The sequence below is a fragment of the Pseudomonas sp. IT-P44 genome (genome assembly GCF_949768225.1).
Lineage (GTDB): Bacteria > Pseudomonadota > Gammaproteobacteria > Pseudomonadales > Pseudomonadaceae > Aquipseudomonas > Aquipseudomonas migulae.
This window is the reverse complement of the sequence record NZ_CATKQM010000051.1, coordinates 1-25,772: the sequence shown is the minus strand read 5'-3', so window position 1 is coordinate 25,772 and position 25,772 is coordinate 1. Positions and strand designations below refer to the sequence as shown.

Here is a 25,772-nt window from a genome sequence, read left to right as displayed (position 1 = left end):
GTTCACAGCCAAAAAATTTCAGGTCATAAAAAAACCCGCCGAAGCGGGTTTTTTTACAACGTCGTTAAACCGACAGTTCAACCAGCAGCTTGTTGAGACGGCGCACATACGCGGCCGGGTCTTTCAAGCTGTCACCGGCCGCCAGGGCCGCCTGATCGAAGAGAATGTGCGACAGGTCGCCGAAGCGCTCGTCGCTCTGCTCGTTGTCGAGTTTCTCGATCAGCGGGTGCGCCGGGTTGAATTCGAAGATCGGCTTCGAATCCGGAACCTTCTGACCGCTGGCTTCCAGGATCTGACGCATCTGCATGCCCAGGTCCTGCTCGCCGATGGCGAGAATCGCCGGGGAGTCGGTCAGACGATGGGAAACCCGCACTTCAGCCACGGATTCGCCCAGCGCAGTTTTCAGACGCTCAACCAGACCTTCTTTGGACTTGGCGACTTCTTCCGCGGCTTTCTTGTCTTCTTCCGAATCCAGGTTGCCCAGGTCGAGGTCACCGCGCGCCACGTCGACAAAGCTCTTGCCGTCGAAGTCGTTGAGGTAGCTCATCAGCCACTCGTCGATGCGGTCGGTCAGCAGCAGCACTTCGATGCCTTTCTTGCGGAAGACTTCCAGGTGCGGGCTGTTTTTGACTTGCGCGTAGGTTTCGCCGGTCAGGTAGTAAATCTTGTCCTGACCTTCCTTGGCGCGAGCCAGGTATTCGGCCAGACCCACAACCTGCTCGCCTTCTTCGCCCTGAGTGGACGCAAAACGCAGCAGGCCGGCGATTTTCTCTTTGTTGGCGAAGTCTTCTGCCGGGCCTTCTTTCATGACCTGACCGAAGTTTTTCCAGAAGCCTTTGTATTGCTCAGGCTCGTTCTTCGCCAGTTTTTCCAGCATGTCCAGCACGCGCTTGGTCAGCGCCGATTTCATGGAGTCGATGATCGGGTCTTTCTGCAGGATTTCCCGCGACACGTTCAGCGACAGGTCATTGGAATCGACCACGCCCTTGATGAAGCGCAGGTACAGCGGCAGGAACGACTCGGCCTGGTCCATGACGAACACACGCTGCACGTACAGCTTCAGGCCTTTCGGCGCTTCACGCTGGTACAGGTCGAACGGAGCGCGGGTCGGTACGTAGAGCAGCGAGCTGTATTCGAGCTTGCCTTCGACCTTGTTGTGGCTCCAGCTCAGCGGGTTCTCGAAATCGTGAGCAATGTGTTTGTAGAACTCCTGGTATTCCTCGTCCTTGATCTCGGTACGAGGACGGGTCCACAGGGCGCTGGCGCGGTTGACGGTTTCCCACTCAACAGCCGGCTTCTCTTCGCCTTCTGCGGCTGCCACTTCTTTCGGCAACTCGATCGGCAAAGCGATGTGGTCGGAGTACTTCTTGATGATGTTGCGCAGACGCCAGCCATCGGCGAACTCGTCTTCACCGGACTTCAGGTGCAGGACGATGCGAGTACCACGATCAGCTTTCTCGACGGTGGCAACTTCGAAATTACCTTCGCCCTTCGACGACCAGTGCACGCCTTCGCTGGCAGCAGCACCGGCACGACGGCTGAACACGTCGACTTTGTCGGCGACGATGAAGGCAGAGTAGAAACCCACGCCGAACTGACCGATCAGGTGCGAATCCTTTTTCTGATCGCCCGTCAGGTGTTTCATGAAATCGGCGGTGCCGGATTTGGCGATGGTGCCCAGGTGGGTGATCGCATCTTCACGGCTCATGCCGATGCCGTTGTCTTCGAGGGTGACGGTTTTAGCGTCCTTGTCGAAGCTCACACGGATTTTCAGTTCGGCGCCACCTTCCAGCAACTCAGGCTTGGACAGGGCTTCGAAACGTAATTTGTCGACAGCGTCAGAGGCGTTCGAGATCAATTCGCGAAGGAAGATTTCCTTGTTGGAATACAGCGAATGGATCATGAGGTGCAGCAGCTGCTTCACCTCGGTCTGGAAGCCCAGGGTTTCCTTTTGAGTTTCCACACTCATGGTCATCAAACTCCAATCAGATGGCAGTGGCCGCGACCTAGAGGGTCGGCGGCGGGTTGTCATCAAAGTTGGGGGCTCGGATCAGGATTTCAAGGGCTCATCGATTTTGAAGTGGGCGCGGGCCGTGGCGATGGGCTCGGATTCGGTGCTTTGCCAGGCGGTCACTGCCACGTTTGCGACACGCCGCCCCTGACGGCACACCTGGCAGCGCGCCCACGTATCGCGAAACTGCCCGGCGCGCAGGTAGTCGAGGGAAAAATCGATGATCTTCGGCACACCCGGTGAACCGGTAAAAATCAGCAGGTGCAAGGCGGCGGACAGCTCCATGAACCCGGCAATGACGCCGCCGTGAATCGCTGGCAGTAAAGGGTTACCAATGTTGTCCTTGTTCGCCGGCAGACGAAACAGCAGGTCATCCCCCACCCGCGAACACTCGACACCGATCAGTTTGGCGTAGGGAATCAGATGCAGCAGCGAGGCATAGTCGCCCTGCTCATGGGCCTGTTGCAGTTGTTCCTTGAAGTTGTCGGTCATTTCGCACCTCCGGCGATGGCGCCACCAAACCCTTTGGTGCCTTTGACGCCCTTGCCCATGCGCATGAACGTACCGACGACATGGGCGATGGGCTGCTCGGGATCGTCCTGATAAGCAAAGCCACGGGCGAAGATCACGTCGGTAGTGACCCGGTAGCACTGGGCAAAACCATAGACGTCCTTATGCGGTTCGGCGGCATGCATGTAGTCGATGCGCAGGTCGAGGGTCGGGCAGACTTCGAATTCGGGCAACACGCAGAGTGTGGCCATGCCGCACGCGGTGTCCATCAGGGAGGTCAATGCCCCGCCATGGATCACGCCGGTTTGCGGATTGCCGACAATTTGCGGGCTGTACGGCAGGATGACCGTCAGTCCATCGCTGCTGGCGCTATGAACGCGCAAACCAAGTACCTGGCAATGCCTGAGCGCCGAAAGGAATCGCGTCGCGCGCTCAAAAACGGGGTTTTCGGCCATGTGGTAAACACTCTTCTTAGTACTCGGAGATTGTATTAGGTGTATTCGTAAAAGTTCCCATAGGAATAATCTTATATATCTGAACGAATTGAGGAACTTAACCCTGATGTCCACGCTCGAAAGGCCAGATAGATATTTTCCATAAGGAGAAACACCCCATGCGTAAGACTTTAGCTATTGCCTTGATGTTGACCGCTTCCCTCGGTCTCGCTGCCTGCGATAAAAAATCCGAGGACAAAGCTCAAGAAGCCGAGAAACATGCTGAGCAAGCTCAGCAAGACATGAGCAAAGCTCAGGATAAAGTGAACGACGCTGCGAAAGAAAACGCCGAAGCTGCCAAAGCTCAGGCTGAATCGGATGCAGCTGCAGCAAAAGAAGCACCTAAAAACTAAAACAGTTTTTAGCGTGATAAAGAAAACCCGCCAAGTGCGGGTTTTCTTTTGCCTGTCATTTGCCTTGTTAGAGCAAAATAGTTCTAAAAGTCGGACTAATCATCAATAGCAGCGAACACACTAACCCGACAAACCACACCAGACTCCGCTGCCAGGCCAGATCACTCCAATAGCACACTAAGTAAATGACCCGCGCAATCACAAAGATGATTGCCAGTGTATCAATCAGCCAGCCCGCCGTTTGCGTGGTGTGCGCCATCAACACCCCCACGGCAAACAATATAAACGCCTCAAAACAGTTCTGATGAGCTGCCACTGCGCGGGCGCCAAACCCCGTGAGTTGAGCCTGTTGCTGGCGCGGCAGATGATTGTCGTAACCGCCCTGCTCTTTCATGGCCCTGGCCACGGGCATACGGGCCACATAGATCAGCAAGGCACTGATAAACACACACCAGAACGGAATACTCATCAAGCGGCCTCTCGGTTCGCCTCGGGCAATGGCGCCTCTGTAGGGGTATAGACCATCACGTCGAGAACGTCGGAATGAAACTCCCGGCGATACAGCACCAGCACCACGCCAGCGCTCATCAGCATGAACAACCAGGGGCTGACGAACCACGCCAGCATGGTCATGCCGAAGTAATAGGAACGCAGGCCGAAGTTGAACTGGTTGGCGGCCATGGAGATGACACGCGCCGCCCGTGCGGCAAAGGCTTTACGCTCCTGCTCGGAAACATGCCGCTCGCCGACCATGGGGGCCGACCCCACCAGAATCGCAGCAAAGTTGTACTGGCGCATGCACCAGCTGAACGTGAAGAACGCATACACAAACACCAGCGCCAGGCACAGCAACTTGATCTCCGACATGCCCTGGGAGGCCTGTTGCACCATCGGGATGTCCGCCAGCAATGACACCGCCCTTTCCGACGCACCGAGCACGGTGAGAATACCGGCCAGGATAATCAGTGTGCTGGAGGCGAAGAACGAAGCGTTGCGCTCCAGATTGCCGATCACACTGGCATCGGCGATGCGGTTGTCACGCATCAGCATCCGCCGCATCCAGTCTTCGCGATACAGGTGCAACACACTGGCCAGGCACGCGGTGTCGCGGCCCTTCCAAGTCGCATAACGGGTGTAGCCGCCCCAGCAGATGACAAACCAGATGGCGGCGAGGATGTGGATCAGGTTGGCGTGGATGAACGACATGCAGGTCCTTGTGAGACGTTGGTTGAATCTGTAGGAGCGTGGCTTGCCCGCGAAGACGGAGGGTCAGTCGATATCAATGTTGAATGATAAGCCGTCTTCGCGAGCAAGCCCGCTCCCACATTGGATTTTGCAATGCTTCGACGTTAGCTTAAGGAAAAAGACACTGCCTCACGCGCATAAAAAATGCCCCGTATCGATTGATACGGGGCATTTCCATGTTCGCTCAAGACCCGCTTATGGCGGGCCGTGATACGCCTTAAGCCAGCGCTTCTTCGCGCTTGCCCAGCATGCGGTCGCAAACCACCGCGACCACCAGGGTCATGACCGACGGCACCAGCCACGCCAGGCCCTGCTCACTCAGCGGCAAATGCGCCAATTGCGTCGGCATCCAGTCCGCCAGACCCGCGCCCTTGAGCGCGTCGATCAGGCCGAAGATGAACGACACCAACATCACCGGACCGACGATGCGGCCCTGCTCATGCCAGAAGTCCTTGCAGAAGCTCAGGGCGACCAGCGCGATGCACGGCGGGTAGATCGCGGTGAGGACCGGGATCGAGAACGCGATCAGCTTGGTGAGGCCCAGGTTGGACACCAGCAGGGAGAACGCGGCGAGGATGATGACCAAGGTCTTGTAGGACAGTGGCAGCACACGGCTGAAGTATTCGGCACAGGCACACGTCAGACCGACCGCTGTGACCAGGCAGGCCAACGAAATCAGCACGGCGAGGAAACCACTGCCCAAGGAACCGAATGTGTGTTGAACGTAGGCGTGCAACACCGCCGCGCCGTTGGTCGCACCGGCGGCCACTTCATGGCTGCCCGAACCGAGGCGAAACAGGCTGACGTACACCAGCGCCAGACCGACGCCGGCTATCAGCCCGGCAATGATCGCGTAACGGGTGATCAGCGCCGGAGAATCCACGCCGCGGGAGCGGATGGCGTTGACGATAACGATGCCGAATACCAGCGCGCCCAGGGTATCCATGGTCAGGTAACCATTGATGAAGCCCTGGGAGAATGGCGCCGCGACATACTCGGGCGTCGCCACGCCGATATCACCGGCCGGCAACGCGAACGCGGCGATGCCGAGGGCGGCCAGGGCGATAATCTTCAGCGGTGCGAGGAAACGTCCTACGGTGTCCAGCAAACGACCCGGGTAGAGCGAGATGAAGAACACCAGCAGGAAGTACACCGAGCTATAGAGGAACAGCGCCAGCGGGCTTTCGCCGGTCAGCGGCGCCAGGCCCACTTCGAACGATACAGTCGCGGTGCGCGGCGTCGCGAACAGCGGGCCAACGGCGAGGTAGCACGCAGCGGCCAGCAAGCCACCGGCGATTTTGCCGATCGGGCTGCTCAAGGCATCCATCGCGCCACCGACCTTGGCCAGGGCAACAACGGTGATCACCGGCAGACCGACCGCGGTGATCAGAAAGCCCAGCGCCGCCATCCAGACATGAGGCCCGGACTGCAAACCGACGATAGGCGGGAAGATGATGTTGCCAGCCCCGACGAACAGGGCAAACGTCATAAAACCAAGTGCCAGGATGTCCTGGCCTTTCAACACTTTCATTAAGGAAATACCACACTACTGAATCGGAATTTAGAGAGGGATTTCCCTTATGGGTGAGGGAAATGCTGTCGACCCGTATAGGACCGACCCTTTAGCGCGAAGCTTCCTTGTGGGATGCGGACGCAAAAATGGCGGCTAGCCTAACGAATTTGAGCGACAAACGCACTGTTAGAGGGCGAACTATCCGATCTGCGACATTTCCGTGTCGCGTTTTTGCATGTAATTGGTTGGCGTCTGTAAGTACGCCTTCGCGGGCAAGTCGGAGCGCCGCCCGCTCGCTCCTACAGGTTTTTCGTCGTTTGCCGTACTTGTGATCAACGAAGAACCTGTAGGAGCGAGGCTTGCCCGCGAAGGGGTCGGCACCAACGATACAAACCCCGGAAACGACAAAGGCCACCCGAAGGTGGCCTTTGTTTGGTGAAGCGTCAGTTAAGCGCGAGGCTTACTTGACAGCCCAACCAGTCAGCTCGGCCAGGGCCTTGCCGATGTCTGCCAGCGAACGCACGGTTTTAACGCCTGCGTCTTGCAGTGCAGCGAACTTCTCGTCTGCAGTGCCTTTGCCGCCAGAGATGATTGCGCCAGCATGGCCCATGCGCTTGCCCGGAGGAGCAGTCACACCAGCGATGTAGGAAACAACCGGCTTGGTCACGTGTGCCTTGATGTAGGCAGCCGCTTCTTCTTCAGCCGAACCGCCGATCTCACCGATCATCACGATCGCTTCGGTCTTCGGGTCTTCCTGGAACAGCTTCAGGATGTCGATGAAGTTCGAACCCGGGATCGGGTCACCGCCGATGCCGACGCAAGTCGACTGACCGAAACCGGCGTCAGTAGTTTGCTTCACAGCTTCGTAGGTCAGGGTGCCGGAACGGGAAACGATACCGACCTTGCCTGGCAAGTGAATGTGACCTGGCATGATGCCGATCTTGCATTCGCCTGGAGTGATCACGCCTGGGCAGTTAGGGCCGATCAGGGTGATACCCAGCTCGTCGCACTTAACTTTAGCGTCCAGCATGTCCAGGGTAGGAATGCCTTCGGTGATGCAAACGATCAGCTTGATGCCGCCGAATGCTGCTTCCAGGATGGAGTCCTTGCAGAAAGGAGCTGGAACGTAGATCACGCTGGCGGTGGCGCCAGTGGCAGCTACAGCGTCTTTCACGGTGTTGAACACTGGCAGACCCAGGTGCTCGGTGCCGCCTTTACCAGGAGTTACACCACCAACCATCTTGGTGCCGTACTCGATGGCTTGCTGGGTGTGGAAACTACCTTGCGAACCGGTAATACCCTGGCAGATAACTTTGGTGTCTTTATTGATCAGGACGCTCATTATTTGCCCTCCGCAGCTTTAACGACTTGTTGAGCAGCGTCGGTCAGGCTGGTAGCAGCGATGATGTTCAAACCGCTTTCTGCCAGTACTTTAGCGCCCAGCTCAGCGTTGTTGCCTTCAAGGCGAACAACAACCGGGATTTTCACGCCGACTTCTTTCACAGCGCCGATGATGCCTTCGGCAATCATGTCGCAACGAACGATGCCGCCGAAGATGTTGACCAGTACTGCAGCGACGTTAGTGTCGGACAGGATGATCTTGAACGCTTCGGTAACGCGTTCTTTGGTAGCACCGCCGCCCACGTCGAGGAAGTTGGCTGGTTTGCCGCCATGCAGGTTGACGATGTCCATGGTACCCATGGCCAGGCCAGCACCGTTGACCATGCAACCGATGTTGCCTTCCAGCGCTACGTAGTTCAGTTCGAACTTGGCAGCGTGCGCTTCGCGCGGATCGTCTTGCGACGGATCGTGGAAAGTCTTCAGCTTAGGCTGACGGTACATGGCGTTGGCGTCGATGTTGATCTTGGCGTCGAGGCAGTGCAGATCGCCGTCAGCCTTGATCACCAGCGGGTTCACTTCCAGCAGAGCCAGGTCGTGATCCTTGAACAGCTTGGCCAGACCTACGAAGATCTTGGCGAACTGAGCAACCTGCTTGCCTTCCAGACCCAGCTGGAATGCCAGCTCGCGACCCTGGAATGGCTGAGCGCCAACCAGTGGATCGATAGTGGCTTTCAGAATTTTTTCTGGAGTGTCGTGAGCGATTTTCTCGATGTCCACGCCACCTTCGGTGGAAGCCATGAACACGATACGACGGCTCGAACGGTCAACGACAGCGCCCAGGTACAGCTCTTTAGCGATATCAGTGCACGATTCAACCAGGATCTTGGTGACTGGCTGACCATTGGCGTCAGTCTGGTAAGTCACCAGACGCTTGCCCAGCCACTGCTGTGCGAAGGCTTTGGCGTCTTCTTTGCTGCGAACCAGCTTAACGCCGCCCGCTTTACCGCGACCACCAGCGTGGACCTGGGCTTTGACAACCCACTCGGTGCCGCCGATTTTGTCGCAAGCTTCTGCTGCTGCTTCCGGGGTGTCTACCGCATAACCGGTGGAAACTGGCAGGCCGTATTCAGCGAACAGCTGCTTACCCTGATACTCGTGAAGATTCATGCTTATTACCGTCTTCGTTAGGTACTGCGCATTCGGTGCTGCACTTGTTCAAGTGCCGCACCACCTGTGACTGCTGCTTGCGTAGCCTTTCCGGATACCCGGTGCAGCCACGCAAGACTGCGTCCAGCGGATATTCCGCGGTGAGTCTTGCATGCAAGGCTCACGACGGGCCATACCGCCGTGGTTTCTTATTGTCTTAACGCTTCTTGCGGTTGGCGATGTGGATGGCGCCGCCATTCACAGCCAGAGCTGCTTCGTGCAAGGCTTCAGACAGGGTCGGATGGGAGAAAACCATCATGCCCAGGTCTTCAGCGCTGGTGCCGAATTCCATGCCGATCGCGCCCTGCTGAACCAGTTCTGCAGCGCTCGGGCCAATCACGTGGACGCCCAATACGCGGTCAGTCTTGGCATCGGCAATGACTTTCACGAAACCGCCGGTGTCGTTGGCTGCCATGGCACGGCCACTGGCTGCGAACGGGAAGGTGCCAACGTTAACTTCAACGCCTTCAGCCTTCAAGGTCTGCTCGGTTTTGCCGACCCATGCGATTTCCGGGTGAGTATAAATAACCGAAGGGATCAGGTCATAGTTGATTTGCGCTTTGTGGCCCTTGATGCGCTCAACAACCATGATGCCTTCTTCGGACGCCTTGTGCGCCAGCATCATGCCGCGAACCACGTCACCGATCGCGTAAACGCCCGGTACGCTGGTGGCGCACTGGTCGTCAACGAATACGAAACCGCGCTCGTCGATGGTCACACCGCTGTCGGCAGCCAACAGTTCGGTGGTCACTGGACGGCGACCAACGGCAACGATCAGCTTGTCAAAGGTGATGCTCTGTTCGCCGTTGGCGTCGGTGTAGTTCACAACGACTTCGTCGCCGTTCACTTTGGAACCGGTGACGCGAGCGCCCAGCTTGATGTCCAGACCTTGTTTGGTCAGGGTTTTGTAGGCTTCTTTGGAAACGGCGTCGTCAGCAGCCGGCAGGAACTTCTCCAGCGCTTCCAGAACAACCACTTCAGCGCCCAGGCGCGACCATACCGAACCCAGTTCCAGACCGATTACGCCAGCGCCGATAACGCCCAGACGCTTAGGTACGGATTGGAATTCCAGTGCGCCGGTCGAATCGACGATCACTTTCTGGTCAACCGGAGCCGGTGGAATGTCGATCGGACGCGAACCCGAAGCCAGAATCATGTTCTCGGCTTCGATGATTTCAACGCTGCCGTCTGGCTTGGTCAGTTCGACTTTCTTGCCGGCCAGCAGTTTGCCGTGGCCTTGCAGGGAAGTGACGCCGTTCGCCTTGAACAGGGTGGCAACGCCAGAGGTCAGGCCTTTGACGATGTTGGCTTTACGGCCAACCATTGCCGACACGTCCATGGTCACGCCAGCGTGATTGATACCGTGGATCGCGAAGCCTTCTTTGGCTTCCTTGTATTTCCAGGAGCTGTCCAGCAGCGCCTTGGATGGAATGCAACCGACGTTCAGGCAAGTACCGCCGAGGGCCAGTTTGCCTTCCTTGTCGGTGTATTTCTCGATGCAGGCAGTGGTGAGGCCCAGTTGCGCTGCTTTAATGGCAGCCACGTAGCCGCCAGGGCCCGCGCCAATCACTACCACGTCGAATTTCTGAGTCATGTGTCATTCCTTCTCGAATCAAACCGGACGGCCCCTTATGGGGACCGTCGTGGGACGAAGCTGGTCATTACAGACGGGCCGCCATCCTGCACGGCCCATGCAACGAAATCAGATATCCAGCAGCAAACGAGCCGGGTCTTCCAGCAGGTTCTTGATGGTAACCAGGAAGGTCACAGCTTCTTTGCCATCGATCAGACGGTGATCGTAGGACAGAGCCAGGTACATCATCGGACGGATTACGACCTGACCGTTGATCGCCATAGGACGCTGCAGAATGTTGTGCATGCCCAGGATGGCCGCTTGCGGCGGGTTGACGATCGGAGTCGACATCATCGAACCGAAGGTACCACCGTTGGTGATGGTGAACGTACCGCCGGTCATTTCGTCCATCGACAGCTTGCCGTCGCGAGCCTTCTTGCCGAAGGTGGCGATGCCGCCTTCGATTTCAGCCAGGCTCATCAGTTCAGCGTTACGCAGAACCGGTACAACCAGGCCGCGGTCGCTGGAAACAGCAACGCCGACGTCAGCGTAGCCGTGGTAAACGATGTCGCCACCGTCGATCGATGCGTTGACAGCCGGGAAGCGTTTCAGCGCTTCGGTGGCAGCCTTGACGAAGAACGACATGAAGCCCAGGCGTACGCCGTTGTGGGACTTCTCGAACAGGTCCTTGTACTTCGAACGCAGGGCCATGACTTCGGTCATGTCGACTTCGTTGAAGGTGGTCAGCATCGCCATGTTCGACTGAGCTTCTACCAGGCGCTTGGCCACGGTAGCGCGAACGCGGGTCATCGGTACGCGCTTCTCGATGCGGTCGCCAGCGGCGAACACAGGAGCGGCGCCAGCCGGAGCAGCAGCCTTGGCAGGCGCGGCAGCCGGAGCGGCTTTCTTGGCAGCAACGGCTGCAACCACGTCTTCCTTGGTCACACGACCGCCTTTGCCGGTGCCGGCAACGGAAGCGATGTTGATGCCGTTTTCTTCAGCCAGCTTGCGAGCAGCCGGTGCAGCAACAGGATCGTCTTCGCCTTCGGCAGCTGGAGCAGCAGCCTGTGCAGCGGCCGGAGCAGCAGCGGCAGCCGGAGCAGCGGCAGCAGCGCCGCCTTCAACGATGGAGCCCAGGACTTCGTCGGACAGAACGGTGTCGCCTTCGTTCTTGACGATAGCGCCCAGCACGCCGTCGGCAGTGGCCAACACTTCCAGAACAACCTTGTCGGTTTCGATATCGACGATCAGGTCGTCACGCTTTACAGCGTCGCCCGGTTGCTTGTGCCAGGTGGCAACGGTGCCATCGGCAACCGATTCCGGGAAAGTGGGGGCTTTGATTTCGATAGCCATTATCTGTGAGTCCTTAAATTCGGTTTCAGGTGCGCGAAGGCGTTAAACAGTAAAGGCGTCTTGCAGCAGTTTTTCCTGCTGCTCAGCGTGCATCGATGCGTAACCGCATGCAGGTGCAGCAGAAGCCTCACGGCCCGCGTACTCAAGTACGAGAGACTTGTTGAGATTGCTGATGCTACGACGCATGTGGTGTTGGCTGCAGTACCACGCACCCTGGTTCATCGGCTCTTCCTGGCACCACACGGCATTTTTGACGTTGGTGTAAGGAGCCAGGACTTCTTTCAAGTCGTCCTCAGGGAATGGGTACAGTTGCTCGATACGCACGATGGCGATGTCATCACGACCTTCGGCACGGCGTTTTTCCAGCAGGTCGTAGTAGACCTTGCCGCTACACAGAACAACGCGCTCGACCTTTTTCGGGTCCAGTGCATCGATTTCCGGGATAACGGTCTGGAACGAACCTTCGGCCAGATCTTCCAGAGTCGAGATGGCCAACTTGTGACGCAGCAGCGACTTCGGAGTCAGAACGATCAATGGCTTGCGCAGCGGGCGAATCACCTGACGACGCAGCAAGTGGTAGATCTGAGCCGGCGTAGTCGGTACGGCAACCTGAATGTTGTGCTCGGCGCACAGTTGCAGGTAACGCTCCAGACGAGCCGACGAGTGCTCCGGACCCTGACCTTCATAACCGTGCGGCAGCAGCATGGTCAGACCGCAGAGACGGCCCCACTTGTGCTCGCCACTGGTGATGAACTGGTCGATAACCACCTGGGCACCGTTGGCGAAGTCGCCGAACTGGGCTTCCCAGATCACCAGCGCTTCAGGCGTGGTGGTCGAATAACCGTACTCGAACGCCAGAACCGCTTCTTCGGACAGGAACGAATCGTACAGGTCGAAACGTGGCTGGCCGTTGTACAGGTTCTGCAACGGGATGTAGGTACCCGCGTCTTTCTGGTTGTGCAAGACAGCGTGACGGTGCGAGAACGTACCGCGACCGATGTCCTGACCCGTCATGCGAATCGGGTGACCTTCGAACGCCAGGGTCGCGTACGCCATGGTTTCGGCGTAACCCCAGTTGATCGGCAGGCCGCCGGCTTGCATCTTCTGACGGTCTTCGTAGATTTTCGAAACCTGGCGCTGAACCACGAAGCCTTCTGGAATTTCCAGCAGCTTGGCGGACAGTTCCTGCAAGGTCTTCAGATCGAAACGCGTGTCGTGACGTGCAGTCCAGGCGTGGCCCAGGTACGGACGCCAGTCCACGAACAACTCTTTGTTCGGCTCTTTGACCAGGCTTTTTACAACATGCAGACCGTTGTCCAGCGCGTTGCGGTATTCGTCGACTTTCGACTGAACACGCTCAACGTCCAGCACACCGCTCTGAGTCAGGCGATCGGCATACAGTTCACGGGTGGTGCGCTGTTTGGTGATCTGCTGGTACATCAGAGGCTGGGTGCCGCTAGGCTCGTCGGCTTCGTTGTGGCCGCGACGACGGTAGCAGACCAGGTCGATCACCACGTCACGCTTGAATTGCATGCGGTAGTCGATGGCCAGCTGGGTCACGAACAACACGGCTTCCGGATCATCACCATTCACATGGAGGATCGGCGCCTGGATCATCTTCGCAACGTCGGTCGCGTACTCGGTGGAACGCGAGTCCAGCGGGTTGCTGATGGTGAAACCGACCTGGTTGTTGATCACGATGTGCACGGTGCCGCCGGTCTTGAAACCGCGGGTCTGCGACATCTGGAAGGTTTCCATCACCACGCCTTGACCGGCGAATGCCGCGTCACCGTGGATGGAGATCGGCAGAACCTTCTCACCGGTAGGGTCGTTACGACGATCCTGACGGGCGCGAACCGAACCTTCGACCACTGGAGATACGATTTCCAGGTGGGACGGGTTGAACGCCATGGCCAGGTGAACTTCACCGCCGGCGGTCATCACGTTGGACGAGAAGCCCTGGTGGTATTTAACGTCACCGGAACCCAGCTCGACCTTCTTCTTGCCTTCGAACTCGTCGAACAGCTCACGCGGGTTCTTGCCGAAGGTGTTGACCAGCACGTTCAGACGACCACGGTGGGCCATGCCGATCACGATTTCCTTGGTGCCGTAGGAACCGGAACGCTGGATCAACTCGTCGAGCATCGGAATCAGGCTTTCGCCGCCTTCCAGACCGAAACGCTTGGTGCCCGGGTATTTGGTGCCCAGGTATTTTTCCAGGCCTTCACCGGCAGTGACGCGCTCGAGCAGGTGGCTCTTGATGTCGGCGGAGTACGTCGGACGACCACGCACGCTTTCCAGACGCTGCTGGAACCACTGGCGCTGCTCGGAATCGGTGATGTGCGTGAATTCAGCGCCGATGGTGCGGCAATATGTCTGCTGCAACGCTTCGTGAATTTCGCGTAGGCTCGCCTCCTCTTTGCCGATGAACAGGTCGCCGGCACGGAAGGTCGTATCAAGATCGGCATTGGTCAAGCCGTAATGATTGATTGACAGGTCTGCAGGTGCAGGACGCTGCCACAGTCCCAGCGGGTCAAGCTGAGCTGCCTGGTGGCCACGCATACGGTAGGCCTGGATCAATCGCAGCACTTCAACTTGCTTCTTCTCGTGCTCACTGCTCACGCTGCCGGCGGAAACCGGTTGGGCGCGGCGCTGGTTCTTTGCCAGCAAGACGAAATGATCGCGAATTGTGGAGTGCGAAACATCGGTGGCAGAGTTGCCTTCGGTCGGCAACTTCTGAAAGTAGGTGCGCCACTCTTCTGGCACAGCGTTAGGGTCGTGCAGGTAGAGCTCATAAAGCTCTTCCACATAGGCAGCGTTACCTCCGGAAAGGTAGGCGCTGTTCCACATGCGCTGCATCACGCTTTCTTGCATGCTTGGTCACCCTCGGTTAGGGGAACACCATCGGCGTCGACACCGAGCAAACTTGCAGAAGTCCGAATGCAGCGACCAAAACAAGCCACTTAGGATCACGCTGATAGTCCGGGTACCAGCCCGGATGCCCCTGCTTGTCTCATTTCTTCAAAATAAGAGCGGCAGCTTTGTGAGCTGCTGCTCAGGTTAAAACTACGGCGCCGGTTGAAGCCTGCGCCGTAGCATCTACGGGTACAGCGGTCCTACGGGTACTGCTGAATCACACGCCGCTTTGCAGCAACATGTGACGTACGTGACCGATGGCCTTAGTCGGGTTCAGGCCTTTCGGACAAACGTTTACACAGTTCATGATCCCGCGGCAGCGGAATACGCTGAACGGGTCATCCAGCGCAGCCAGACGCTCGGATGTCTTGGTGTCGCGGCTGTCTGCCAGGAAGCGATACGCTTGCAGCAGGGCAGCTGGACCCAGGAACTTGTCCGGGTTCCACCAGAAGGACGGGCAAGAGGTCGAGCAGCAAGCGCACAGAATGCACTCGTACAGACCGTCGAGCTTTTCACGCTCTTCAGGGGACTGCAGACGCTCGATGGCCGGAGCCGGCGTGTCGTTCTGCAGGTATGGCTTAACCTTTTCGTACTGCTTGTAGAAGATGCTCATATCGACGACCAGGTCACGGATAACCGGCAAACCTGGCAACGGACGAACGATCAGCTTGTTACCTTTTACGACAGAAGACAGCGGCGTGACGCATGCCAGAGCGTTTTTACCGTTGATGTTCATGCCGTCGGAACCGCAAACGCCTTCACGGCAAGAGCGACGATAGGAGAAACCTTCGTCCTGCTCTTTGATCAGGGCCAGCACGTCCAGGACCATCAGGTCTTTACCACCGGTATCGACCTGGAATTCCTGCATGAACGGCGCGGCGTCCTGATCAGGGTTGTAGCGATAAACACTGACTTGCAACATGGCGGCCACCCTTAATAAGTCCGAATCTTAGGTTCAAAAGTCGGAACAGTCTTCGGCGAGAAGTTCACAGCACGCTTGGTCACGCGCTTGTCACCCGGGAAGTACAGGGTGTGGCACAGCCAGTTTTCGTCGTCGCGATCTTCGTAGTCTTCACGGGCGTGAGCGCCGCGGGACTCTTTGCGGATCTCTGCAGCGATGGCGGTGGCTTCGGCCACTTCCAGCAGGTTCTGCAGTTCCAGGGCTTCGATTCGAGCAGTGTTGAACGCCTGGCTCTTGTCGTTGATCTTGACGTTGGCGATACGGCCACGCAGATCAGCCAGCTGAGCAATACCCTTCTGCATGTATTCGCCGGTACGGAATACACCGAAGTAGTTCTGCATGCAGCTTTGCAGTTCTTTACGCAGGGTAGCGACGTCTTCGCCTTCGGTACGCGAGTTCAGGCCATCGAGACGTGCCAGGGCAGCGTCGATGTCGGACTGGCGTGGACGGGCGTAATCAACGCCTTCTTTCAGGGTCTGCTCCAGGAACAGACCGGCCGCACGGCCGAATACCACCAGGTCGAGCAGCGAGTTGCCGCCCAGACGGTTGGCACCGTGAACCGATACGCACGCCACTTCGCCTACTGCGAACAGACCAGGAATGATCTGGTCAACGCCGTCAGCGTCCTGAGTGATTGCCTGGCCATGAATGTTGGTGGCAACGCCGCCCATCATATAGTGGCAGGTTGGAACGACCGGAATCGGCGCCACGGCTGGATCGACGTGGGCGAAGGTCTTGGACAGTTCCATGATGCCTGGCAGACGGCTGTGCAGAACTTCCTCACCGAGGTGATCGAGTTTCAGCATTACGTGGTCGCCATCCGGACCGCAACCGTTGCCGGCGATGATTTCTTTAACCATCGAACGAGCAACAACATCACGACCAGCAAGGTCTTTGGCGTTCGGAGCATAACGCTCCATGAAACGCTCGCCGTGCTTGTTGATCAGGTAACCGCCTTCACCGCGGCAACCTTCTGTAACCAGTACACCGGCGCCGGCGATGCCGGTCGGGTGGAACTGCCACATTTCAATGTCTTGTACCGGCACGCCAGCACGCAGAGCCATGCCGACGCCGTCACCGGTGTTGATCAGGGCATTGGTGGTGGACGAGTAGATACGGCCTGCACCGCCAGTCGCCAATACGGTCGCGTTAGCGCGAACGTAGGAGGTTTCACCGGTTTCGATGCAGATGACGATCATGCCGACAAAGGCACCGTCTTCGTTCTTGACCAGGTCGACGCCGTAGTATTCGTTGAGGAATACGGTGCCGGCCTTCAGGTTGGCCTGGTACAGGGTGTGCAGCAGTGCGTGACCGGTACGGTCGGCAGCGGCGCACGTACGTGCAGCCTGGCCACCTTTACCGAAGTCTTTCGACTGACCGCCGAACGGACGCTGGTAGATGCGGCCTTGTTCGGTGCGGGAGAACGGCAAGCCCATGTGCTCGAGCTCGAAGACCGCTTCCGGGCCTACGGAACACATGTATTCGATAGCGTCCTGGTCACCGATGTAGTCGGAACCCTTGACGGTATCGTACATGTGCCAGCGCCAGTCATCGTTCGGATCAGCAGACGCGATGGCGCAGGTGATGCCACCCTGGGCGGATACGGTGTGCGAACGAGTCGGGAAAACCTTGGTGACAACGGCAGTCTTGTGACCGCCCTGTGCCAGCTGCAGAGCAGCGCGCATGCCAGCACCGCCGCCGCCAATGATGATGGCGTCGAACGAAAGCGTATTAACTGTAGTAGACATGAATCAGATACCCCAAAGAATCTGCACACCCCAGACGAAGTAAGCGAACATCGCAACGCCGCATACTGCCTGGAAGAGGAAACGTACAGTGGTCGCGGACTTGCCGAACGCCATTGGCGTCAGGTAGTCGGTCGCGATGGTCCACATGCCGACCCAGGCGTGAGCGCCGAGGGCAACGAGGGCCAGGAGACTGAAGATACGCATCCAGTTGTTGGCGAACAGTTCATGCCATTGGGCGTAGCCGATGCCTGGGTTGGCAACGACGTATCCGATCAGGAAGATGAAGTAAGCCGCGAGAACGACCGCAGACACACGTTGCGCCATCCAGTCATAGAGGCCCGAACGCGACAGGTTCGTGACGTTAGTTACCATATCCAAACTCCTGCCAGAACGATTACCACCACGGAAACGGCGATAACGATTTTCGAGCCCAGCTTGCCGCCTTCCAGCGTCTCACCGATGCCCATGTCCATGATCAAATGGCGCACACCGGCTACCAAGTGATACAGCAGAGCGGACAGGATGCCCCAAATCACTAGCTTGGCTAGCGGACTGGTCAGACACGCTTTCACCTGACCGAAGCCTTCCTCGGAGCTCAGCGACTTGTCCAATGCGTAAAGCATGATGGCCAGGCTGACAAAGAGGATGACACCGGAGATACGGTGAAGAATGGACGTGTAAGCAGTGACTGGGAGTTTGATGGTCCTTAGGTCTAGGTTTACAGGTCGTTGGCTTTTCACGGCTTTTTTTTCACACTGAAGAGCCCCTAACAATCAGGGCAAAGTTGTTGGGGAGTGCACTGGTCAGGTAACCACCACCCAGGGATGCGACCCCCAATGAAAGCAAGCCCAAAAGCCCTTGGCGGTCGGTGGCCGAGTATAGACAGTTAGGCTACTAATGACAACGCGTTCACCTTCCCCTAATAGCGCATTGCACAAGTTGGATAAAAGGCGTAAATGGCAGTCAATTTCGAGGAAAAAGTCCGGTTAAAGCCTTCTGGAGCAAGACTTTAGGCAAATTGACATTCGAATTTATCTCACTATAGTGGTGCGGGCCCTGCGTGGGGGGTCTGTCTGATGATTTCAAGCATAAATAGGAGGCCACATGGCTGACAAAAAAGCGCAGTTGATCATCGAGGGCGCAGCCCCCGTCGAGCTGCCCATTTTAACCGGCACCGTTGGTCCCGATGTTATCGATGTTCGGGGCCTGACGGCCACGGGCCGTTTCACCTTTGACCCTGGTTTCATGTCGACCGCTTCCTGCGAGTCGAAGATCACCTATATCGACGGCGACAACGGCATTCTGCTGCACCGCGGCTACCCGATCGAACAGCTGGCTGAAAAGTCGGACTACCTGGAAACCTGCTATCTGCTGCTCAACGGCGAACTGCCGACCGCAGAACAGAAGGCCCAGTTCGTCAGCACCGTCAAGAACCACACCATGGTTCACGAGCAGTTGAAGACCTTCTTCAACGGCTTCCGTCGTGACGCTCACCCGATGGCCGTCATGTGCGGCGTAGTCGGCGCCCTCTCGGCCTTCTACCACGACTCCCTGGACATCAATAACCCGCAGCATCGCGAAATCTCCGCGATCCGCCTGGTTGCCAAGATGCCGACCCTGGCAGCGATGGTTTACAAGTACTCCATGGGCCAACCCATGATGTACCCGCGCAACGACCTGACGTACGCGGAAAACTTCCTGCACATGATGTTCAACACCCCGTGCGAGATCAAACCGATCAGCCCGGTACTCGCCAAGGCCATGGACCGGATTTTCATCCTCCATGCCGACCACGAGCAGAACGCATCGACCTCCACCGTACGCCTGGCCGGCTCTTCGGGTGCCAACCCGTTCGCCTGTATCGCCGCCGGCATCGCTGCACTGTGGGGCCCTGCCCACGGCGGCGCGAACGAGGCTGTCCTGACCATGCTTGACGAGATTGGCGATGTGTCGAACATCGACAAGTTCATCGCCAAGGCCAAGGACAAGAACGATCCGTTCAAGTTGATGGGCTTCGGTCACCGGGTTTACAAAAACCGCGACCCACGCGCCACCGTGATGAAGAAGACTTGCGACGAAGTGCTGAAGGAACTGGGCATCCAGAACGATCCGCAACTCGAACTGGCCATGCGCCTGGAAGAGATCGCCCTGACCGACCCGTACTTCATCGAGCGCTCGCTGTACCCGAACGTCGACTTCTACTCGGGGATCATCCTCAAGGCGATCGGCATTCCAACCAGCATGTTCACCGTGATCTTCGCTCTGGCGCGGACTGTCGGCTGGATCTCCCACTGGAAAGAAATGCTCTCCAGCCCGTACAAGATTGGCCGTCCGCGCCAGTTGTACACCGGCTACGAGTCGCGTGACATCACCAAGCTGGAAGACCGCAAGTAAGATCTTTCTTGCGATAGCGTGTTGAGTTGTACCGGGAACGGCCTCTATTTATATAGAGGCCGTTTTTGTTTGTGCGCTTTGGGTTGTGTGCGTATCCGTTTCTGCGGTGACGGCCACTAATGGTTTCGCCCTTACGGCGAGTCACTTGGAAGAGCCCCAAGTAACCAAGGGCTCTTGCCCCTGTCGTTCGGTGCCTCGCCGTGGCTCGGCATGCCCTCGTTCCGGTCCTGCTCCGTGGGCCCGCCGCCATCGGCCATCCATGGCCGGGGGCGGCTAACCCGGCATCCATGCCGGGTTGCCCACTGCGCAGAACCTCCACTCAGCCTCTCGAGGGGGCGTGTACCGCCAAAGCCACCGAGGCGGCCTGGTAGCCGACCTGGCTCTTTGGATGCCCGCGCGGTCCTTCTTGGCTGCGTTCACTCATTCCGGACCTGTACACCAATTCTCTGTAGGAGCCGGCTTGCTGGCGATAGCGGTGGATCAGTCGACGCATTTATTGACTGGAAGGGCGCCATCGCCAGCAAGCCGGCTCCTACACGGGATGGGGTTCACACGGTCAAAATTGTAGGAGCTGGCTTGCCAGCAATGGCGCGGATTGTCTGGATGAGCGCGGTGTCCGGGCGTTTTTCGCGAGCAAGCTCGCTCCTACAGAGAAAACTCACTCCAGTCGTTGATTTTGATTTTGCTGTTGCTTTGGCTTTTGACCTTGATCCACCCGCCCCTTCGGAAGGCTGAGTGGAGGTGTTCATCCGGGGATTGGCGCGCAGCGCCGTTCGACGCAGTCGAACTCATCGCATGTAGGTGCCAGCGAAGCCAACCGGAGGGCGATGCCCCCGGATGAATGCCGGAGCGAAGGAACGCCGAGCCTTAGCGAGGGGCCGGACGCTCGGGGCGAGCCTTTTTTGCTTACTTTTTTTGGCGTTTGAAAAAAAGTGAGTCGCCGTAAGGGCGAAACCGTCAGCAGCCGTTACCGCAGAAATGGATATGTACATCTGTAAGAAAATGGTCGGCTGTCAGACCGTCTTCGCGGGCAAGCCTCGCTCCTACAAAAAGCAATGCAGCAAAAGAAATGCCCCGATCTCTCGACCGGGGCATTTCTGTTCAACACAAATTACACAGACAAACTCAAAGCCTTAGTGCGAAACCGCCCCACTCGCCCCCAACCCAGTCTGCGAACGAACAAACTGCGGGAAGAACAGCGCCCGCTCATTATCCGCAGCAGTCGACTTGTCAGTAATCGAGAAGAACCAGATCCCCACAAACGCAATGGCCATGGAGAACAGCGCCGGGTATTCATACGGGAAGACCGCCTTCTCGTGACCCAGGATCTGCACCCAGATGGTTGGCCCCAGCACCATCAAACCAACAGCACTGACCAGACCCAGCCAGCCGCCGATCATCGCACCGCGAGTCGTCAGCTTCTTCCAGTACATCGAAAGCAGCAGCACCGGGAAGTTACAGCTCGCCGCGATGGAGAACGCCAGGCCCACCATGAACGCAATGTTCTGCTTCTCGAACAGAATACCCAGACCGATCGCCAGCACCGCCAGGGCGATGGTGGTGATTTTCGAGACACGAATCTCGTCTTTCTCGTTGGCCTTGCCTTTCTTGATCACGCTGGCATACAGGTCGTGAGACACCGCCGAAGCGCCGGCCAGGGTCAGACCGGCAACCACTGCCAGAATGGTCGCGAACGCTACCGCCGAGATGAAGCCCAGGAAGATACTGCCACCGACCGCGTTGGCCAGGTGCACCGCCGCCATGTTGTTGCCGCCCAACAGCGCGCCAGCCGCATCTTTGAAGGCCGGGTTGGTGCTGACCAGCAGGATCGCGCCGAAGCCGATGATGAAGGTCAGGATGTAGAAGTAACCAATGAAGCCGGTTGCATACAGCACGCTCTTACGGGCTTCTTTTGCGTCACTCACGGTGAAGAAGCGCATCAGGATGTGTGGCAGGCCAGCGGTACCGAACATCAGAGCCAGACCCAGGGAGAACGCGGAGATCGGGTCTTTCACCAGACCGCCCGGGCTCATGATCGCCTCACCTTTAGGGTGAACCTTGATCGCCTCGGAGAACAGCGCACTGAAGTCGAAGTTGACGTGCTTCATCACCATCAGCGCCATGAACGAGGCACCGGACAGCAACAGCACAGCCTTGATGATTTGCACCCAAGTGGTCGCCAGCATGCCGCCGAACAGCACGTACATGCACATCAGGATACCGACCAGGATCACCGCAACGTGATAGTCGAGACCGAACAGCAGCTGGATCAGCTTGCCGGCACCAACCATTTGCGCGATCAGGTAGAACGCCACTACCACCAGCGAACCGCAAGCGGACAGCGAACGGATCTGGGTTTGCCCGAGGCGGTAGGACGCCACGTCGGCAAAGGTGTATTTACCCAGGTTACGCAGACGCTCGGCGATCAGGAACAGAATGATCGGCCAGCCCACCAGGAAGCCGATCGAGTAGATCAGGCCGTCGTAGCCGGAGGTGAACACCAGCGCGGAAATACCCAGGAAGGACGCCGCGGACATGTAGTCGCCGGCAATCGCCAGACCGTTCTGGAAACCGGTGATCTTGCCGCCCGCCGCATAGTAGTCGGCCGCCGAGTTGTTTTTCTTGGAGGCCCAGTAAGTGATGTACAACGTTGCGCCGACGAACGCCACGAACATCAGGATCGCGGCCATGTTCAGGGGTTGTTTCTGCACGGCACCGGTCAGGGCGTCAGCCGCCCAGGCGCCAGGTGCGAAAGCTGCGATGCTCAATAGAGCCATTAGACGCCGGATCATTGCTGAGCCTCCTTGAGAATCGCATTGTTCAGGTCGTCGAATTCGCCATTGGCGCGTCGAACGTAGATCCCGGTCAGGATGAAGGCCGAGACAATCAGCCCGACACCGATCGGTATGCCCCAGGTAATCGATGACTCAGGGCTGATTTTCGCGCCCAGAATATGCGGCCCGTAAGCGATCAACAGGATGAATCCGGAGTAGAGACCAAGCATGATCGCCGAAAGAATCCAGGCGAACCTTTCTCGCTTACTAACCAGCTCCTTGAAGCGCGGGCTGTTTTGAATCGAGAGGTAAATGCTGTCGTTCATTGTTTTTATCCTCGCAGCACAGATTATTGTTGGAACGGTATCCACTCTATGCGGCTGCGGGGCAGGTTCCAGACGACCTTAGTATTAGAGCGACATGACAGAATCGCCATTTTCCAGCACGGCGCAACTTCTGTAGGAGCCGGCTTGCTGGCGATGGCGATTGTGAGGACGCCATCGCCGGCAAGCCTGGCTCCTACACAAAAAAAAAAAGCCCCTTGGCTGTTATGCCAAGGGGCCTTGAGAAGTGCTGACCAGAAACGTCAGCTCAAATCATTTGGTCCAGTCTGCAACGCGCTCCGGGTGCTTGGCGACCCAATCCTTCGCAGCGGCTTCAGGCTTGGCACCGTCCTGAATCGCCAGCATGACTTCGCCGATTTCGTCTTTCGACGCCCACTGGAAGTTTTTCAGGAACTTGGCCACTTCCGGCGCTTTGGTTGCCAGTTCTTTGCTGCCGATGCTGTTCACGGTTTCAGCCGCGCCATAAACGCCTTTCGGGTCTTCCAGGAAGCGCAGTTTCCACTTGGCGAACATCCAGTGTGGCACCCAACCGGTGACGGCAATGGATTCGTTTTTCTTCTCGGCACGGGTCAGCTCGGCAATCATGCCGGCGCCGGAACTGGCCTTGAGTTGGTAACCGGTCAGGTCGTAGTCCTTGATTGCCTGCTCGGTCTTGAGCATCACACCTGAACCGGCGTCGATGCCGACAATACGTTTTTTGAAGCTGTCGTCGGTTTTCAGGTCATCGAGGGTTTTAGCTTTCACGTACTCCGGCACGATCAAGCCGATTTTTGCATCCTTGAAGTTCGGGCCGTAGTCGACGACCTGATCCTTGTTCTTGGTCCAGTATTCGCCGTGAGTCACCGGCAGCCAGGCGGACAGCATGGCGTCGAGTTTGCCTGTGGCCACACCCTGCCACATGATCCCGGTGGCGACGGCTTGCAGCTTCACGTCATAACCCAGTTTCTGTTTGATCACTTCGGCCGCCACGTGGGTGGTCGCGACGCTGTCGGACCAGCCGTCAACGTAACCGATGCTCAGGGTTTTGCTCTCGGCATTGGCCATCGTGGAGCCAATCGCAAGTACCAGTGCGGCACCCGCGCCTAAAAGTCGTCGCATCTTCATCGTTACTTCCCCGAAAGTGCTGCGCTCGACGGATGCCGAGTCGCGTCAACGTATTGTTATGGTGCACTGCGCGCCCATCACGCCTCACCGCAAACTCGTACGATCATCAGCGCGTTTTATTAATGAGAACACTGACGCATCGATAATCAACCTGACGCCAACCTGAACCTGTGCTGTCAGCGACCTCAAGGCATCGAGAAACGACATCAGAACGCCATTAATTACGAGCACCTGAAAGGCCTCGGGCGATCCGCCCGAACTTTGCATGTCAAAATTATGCGAGCCACCAAGCGCGGGACAAATGCGGGTAACATGCGCGGCTTTGCTCCCAGACGGCCTGACCATGCCCGCGACATCACGCTTTCCTTTTTTCCCTTACCTTTTCGCCTGCCTGCTAGGGCTCTTTGCTCTCGGCGGTTTTTGGTACGGCCTCGGCAAACCGGTGATTCTGCCGGACGTGGCCAGCGCGACGCACAAACTGCAATGCGCCTCCTACACCCCGTTCGACAAGGACCAATCGCCGTTCGATCAGCCGTTCAAGTTGCGCCCCGAGCGCATGGACGCCGACCTCGCGCTGCTGGCCACCCGCTTCGAATGCATTCGCACCTATTCCATGACCGGCCTTGAAGCCTTGCCCGACCTGGCGCGCAAACATGGTCTGAAGTTGATGATCGGTGCGTGGGTGAACAGCAACCCGGTGGACACCGAGAAAGAAGTCGACCTGCTGATCGCCTCGGCCAACGCCAACCCGGATGTGGTCACGTCGGTGATCGTCGGCAACGAAGCCCTGTTGCGCAAGGAAGTCACCGGTGCGCAATTGGCCAGGCTGATCAACAAGGTCAAAAGCCAGGTCAAGCAGCCTGTCACTTATGCCGACGTCTGGGAGTTCTGGCTCAAACACCCGGAAATTGCCCCGGCGGTGGACTTCCTGACCATTCACCTGCTGCCGTATTGGGAAGACGATCCGTCGAACATCGACGCCGCGCTGCAACATGTTCGCGAAGTGCGTCAGGTGTTCGGCAACAAATTCGCACCCAAGGACGTGATGATTGGCGAAACCGGCTGGCCGAGCGAGGGTCGTCAACGCGAAACCGCGCTGCCGAGCCGGGTCAATGAGGCCAAGTTCATTCGCAGCTTTGTGATCATGGCCGAGCAGGAAGGCTGGCACTACAACCTTATCGAAGCCTTCGACCAACCCTGGAAACGCGCCAGCGAAGGGGCCGTTGGTGGTTACTGGGGCCTGTTTGACGCCGACCGTCAGGACAAGGGCGTGCTGGCCGGTCCGGTGTCCAACGTACCGTACTGGTCGCAGTGGCTGGCGGTGGGCGGGATGATTTTCCTTGGCACGCTGATCCTTGGAGGTCGTGTACGCAGTACCCGCTCTGCGTTGGTGCTACCGCTGCTCGGCGCTTTGGCGGCCTGTTCGATTGGCGCCTGGGGCGATCTGGCACGCGTCACCACCCGGTTTACCAGTGAGTGGTTGTGGGTTGCGTTGCTGACGGCTTTGAACTTGTTGGTACTGGTGCATGCAGCGCTGACACTGAGTAACCGTAGCGGCTGGCGTCAACGGGCCTTCAATGTGCTGGAGCGCCGGGCCGGCTGGTTGCTGGCAACAGCAGGTTTTGCAGCGGCGGTGATGATGCTCGAACTGGTGTTCGATCCGCGTTATCGCAGCTTTCCGAGCGTAGCTTTCATCCTGCCCGCGCTGGTTTATCTGTGCCGGCCGGTGAGTGTGCCACGTCGTGAAATCGCGCTTCTGACCTTCATCATCGGTGCCGGGATTGCGCCGCAGCTGTATCGCGAAGGTTTGCAGAATCAGCAGGCCTGGGGCTGGGCGCTGGTGAGTGTGTTGATGGTGGCGGCGTTGTGGCGCTGCTTGCGGGTTCGCAAGGCGTAATCTTCAGCGCGGCGAGCGGCCTCTTCGCGGGCAAG

21 protein-coding genes are annotated in these 25,772 nt (G+C 57.9%); 3 read left to right on the top strand and 18 right to left on the bottom strand.

The genetic code is table 11. The features are described 5' to 3' along the window. Positions 1 to 64 precede the first annotated feature (64 nt). The 3 genes from htpG to ACM6IO_RS23385 form a co-directional block, all read right to left on the bottom strand. Positions 65 to 1,969 (bottom strand): molecular chaperone HtpG, encoded by a 1,905-nt coding sequence (htpG, locus tag ACM6IO_RS23395; RefSeq protein ID WP_008039224.1) that lies wholly within the window; start codon positions 1,967 to 1,969, stop codon positions 65 to 67. A gap of 81 nt (positions 1,970 to 2,050) precedes the next feature. Beyond that, the gene (locus ACM6IO_RS23390) at positions 2,051 to 2,503 is read right to left on the bottom strand and encodes a PaaI family thioesterase (protein ID WP_008039225.1); all 453 of its coding nucleotides are present in this window, start codon (positions 2,501 to 2,503) and stop codon (positions 2,051 to 2,053) included. After that, positions 2,500 to 2,976: a PaaI family thioesterase gene (locus tag ACM6IO_RS23385; protein ID WP_008032683.1), complete on the bottom strand. Its 477-nt coding sequence runs from the start codon at positions 2,974 to 2,976 to the stop codon at positions 2,500 to 2,502. Before ACM6IO_RS23385 ends, ACM6IO_RS23390 begins: the two co-directional genes overlap by 4 nt. A 158-nt stretch (positions 2,977 to 3,134) precedes the next feature. Between ACM6IO_RS23385 and ACM6IO_RS23380 the strand changes: the two genes are divergently transcribed. Next, a complete protein-coding gene (locus tag ACM6IO_RS23380; protein ID WP_008032682.1) occupies positions 3,135 to 3,368 on the top strand; it encodes a hypothetical protein in 234 nt (77 codons plus the stop codon). 67 nt (positions 3,369 to 3,435) lie between these two features. On the opposite strand, the gene ACM6IO_RS23375 is transcribed toward ACM6IO_RS23380, so the two are convergent. The 12 genes from ACM6IO_RS23375 to sdhC all read right to left on the bottom strand — a co-directional run bounded on the left by ACM6IO_RS23375 (position 3,436) and on the right by sdhC (position 17,964). Beyond that, positions 3,436 to 3,837 (bottom strand): MAPEG family protein, encoded by a 402-nt coding sequence (locus ACM6IO_RS23375; protein ID WP_414912316.1) that lies wholly within the window; start codon positions 3,835 to 3,837, stop codon positions 3,436 to 3,438. Beyond that, positions 3,837 to 4,574 carry a DUF599 domain-containing protein gene (locus ACM6IO_RS23370; RefSeq protein WP_223481310.1) on the bottom strand — a complete coding sequence of 246 codons (738 nt, stop codon included), beginning with the start codon at positions 4,572 to 4,574 and terminating at the stop codon, positions 3,837 to 3,839. Before ACM6IO_RS23370 ends, ACM6IO_RS23375 begins: the two co-directional genes overlap by 1 nt. 256 nt (positions 4,575 to 4,830) lie before the next feature. Continuing rightward, positions 4,831 to 6,144, bottom strand: a complete 1,314-nt coding sequence (gene brnQ / locus ACM6IO_RS23365; protein ID WP_008032674.1) for a branched-chain amino acid transport system II carrier protein — start codon at positions 6,142 to 6,144, stop codon at positions 4,831 to 4,833. A 442-nt stretch (positions 6,145 to 6,586) separates the two neighbouring features. Continuing rightward, positions 6,587 to 7,468, bottom strand: coding sequence for a succinate--CoA ligase subunit alpha (gene sucD / locus ACM6IO_RS23360; protein ID WP_008032672.1), 882 nt, complete (start codon positions 7,466 to 7,468; stop codon positions 6,587 to 6,589). Continuing rightward, positions 7,468 to 8,634, bottom strand: coding sequence for an ADP-forming succinate--CoA ligase subunit beta (gene sucC, locus ACM6IO_RS23355; RefSeq protein WP_007898980.1), 1,167 nt, complete (start codon positions 8,632 to 8,634; stop codon positions 7,468 to 7,470). The genes sucD and sucC overlap by 1 nt, the downstream gene beginning before the upstream one ends. 196 nt (positions 8,635 to 8,830) lie before the next feature. After that, positions 8,831 to 10,267, bottom strand: coding sequence for a dihydrolipoyl dehydrogenase (gene lpdA, locus ACM6IO_RS23350; RefSeq protein ID WP_414912315.1), 1,437 nt, complete (start codon positions 10,265 to 10,267; stop codon positions 8,831 to 8,833). Positions 10,268 to 10,375: 108 nt separating this feature from the next. Further along, on the bottom strand, positions 10,376 to 11,599 hold the full coding sequence (gene odhB / locus ACM6IO_RS23345; protein ID WP_192226099.1) for a 2-oxoglutarate dehydrogenase complex dihydrolipoyllysine-residue succinyltransferase: 1,224 nt from the start codon (positions 11,597 to 11,599) through the stop codon (positions 10,376 to 10,378). 42 nt (positions 11,600 to 11,641) lie between these two features. Beyond that, positions 11,642 to 14,473 (bottom strand): 2-oxoglutarate dehydrogenase E1 component, encoded by a 2,832-nt coding sequence (locus tag ACM6IO_RS23340; RefSeq protein WP_008032666.1) that lies wholly within the window; start codon positions 14,471 to 14,473, stop codon positions 11,642 to 11,644. Positions 14,474 to 14,732: 259 nt separating this feature from the next. After that, a complete protein-coding gene (locus ACM6IO_RS23335) occupies positions 14,733 to 15,437 on the bottom strand; it encodes a succinate dehydrogenase iron-sulfur subunit (protein ID WP_008032664.1) in 705 nt (234 codons plus the stop codon). 11 nt (positions 15,438 to 15,448) lie between these two features. Further along, complete coding sequence (gene sdhA, locus ACM6IO_RS23330; RefSeq protein ID WP_008032662.1) at positions 15,449 to 17,224, bottom strand: succinate dehydrogenase flavoprotein subunit; 1,776 nt, start codon at positions 17,222 to 17,224, stop codon at positions 15,449 to 15,451. A gap of 3 nt (positions 17,225 to 17,227) precedes the next feature. Beyond that, positions 17,228 to 17,596 (bottom strand): succinate dehydrogenase, hydrophobic membrane anchor protein, encoded by a 369-nt coding sequence (gene sdhD, locus ACM6IO_RS23325; protein ID WP_008032661.1) that lies wholly within the window; start codon positions 17,594 to 17,596, stop codon positions 17,228 to 17,230. Beyond that, the gene (sdhC, locus tag ACM6IO_RS23320; protein ID WP_017127965.1) at positions 17,590 to 17,964 is read right to left on the bottom strand and encodes a succinate dehydrogenase, cytochrome b556 subunit; all 375 of its coding nucleotides are present in this window, start codon (positions 17,962 to 17,964) and stop codon (positions 17,590 to 17,592) included. The genes sdhD and sdhC overlap by 7 nt, the downstream gene beginning before the upstream one ends. 364 nt (positions 17,965 to 18,328) lie before the next feature. Here sdhC and gltA point away from each other — a divergent pair, with 364 nt between their 5' ends. Continuing rightward, a complete protein-coding gene (gene gltA, locus ACM6IO_RS23315) occupies positions 18,329 to 19,618 on the top strand; it encodes a citrate synthase (protein WP_008032658.1) in 1,290 nt (429 codons plus the stop codon). A gap of 1,133 nt (positions 19,619 to 20,751) precedes the next feature. Here the strand turns inward: gltA and ACM6IO_RS23310 are convergent. The 3 genes from ACM6IO_RS23310 to ACM6IO_RS23300 all read right to left on the bottom strand — a co-directional run bounded on the left by ACM6IO_RS23310 (position 20,752) and on the right by ACM6IO_RS23300 (position 23,840). Further along, positions 20,752 to 22,410: a cation acetate symporter gene (locus ACM6IO_RS23310; protein ID WP_008026758.1), complete on the bottom strand. Its 1,659-nt coding sequence runs from the start codon at positions 22,408 to 22,410 to the stop codon at positions 20,752 to 20,754. Then, complete coding sequence (locus tag ACM6IO_RS23305; RefSeq protein WP_008026759.1) at positions 22,407 to 22,718, bottom strand: DUF485 domain-containing protein; 312 nt, start codon at positions 22,716 to 22,718, stop codon at positions 22,407 to 22,409. The genes ACM6IO_RS23310 and ACM6IO_RS23305 overlap by 4 nt, the downstream gene beginning before the upstream one ends. A 270-nt stretch (positions 22,719 to 22,988) precedes the next feature. After that, complete coding sequence (locus ACM6IO_RS23300; RefSeq protein WP_008039894.1) at positions 22,989 to 23,840, bottom strand: glycine betaine ABC transporter substrate-binding protein; 852 nt, start codon at positions 23,838 to 23,840, stop codon at positions 22,989 to 22,991. Between the two features lie 301 nt (positions 23,841 to 24,141). Here ACM6IO_RS23300 and ACM6IO_RS23295 point away from each other — a divergent pair, with 301 nt between their 5' ends. Continuing rightward, the gene (locus ACM6IO_RS23295; protein ID WP_192226097.1) at positions 24,142 to 25,737 is read left to right on the top strand and encodes a beta (1-6) glucans synthase; all 1,596 of its coding nucleotides are present in this window, start codon (positions 24,142 to 24,144) and stop codon (positions 25,735 to 25,737) included. Positions 25,738 to 25,772: the final 35 nt, after the last annotated feature.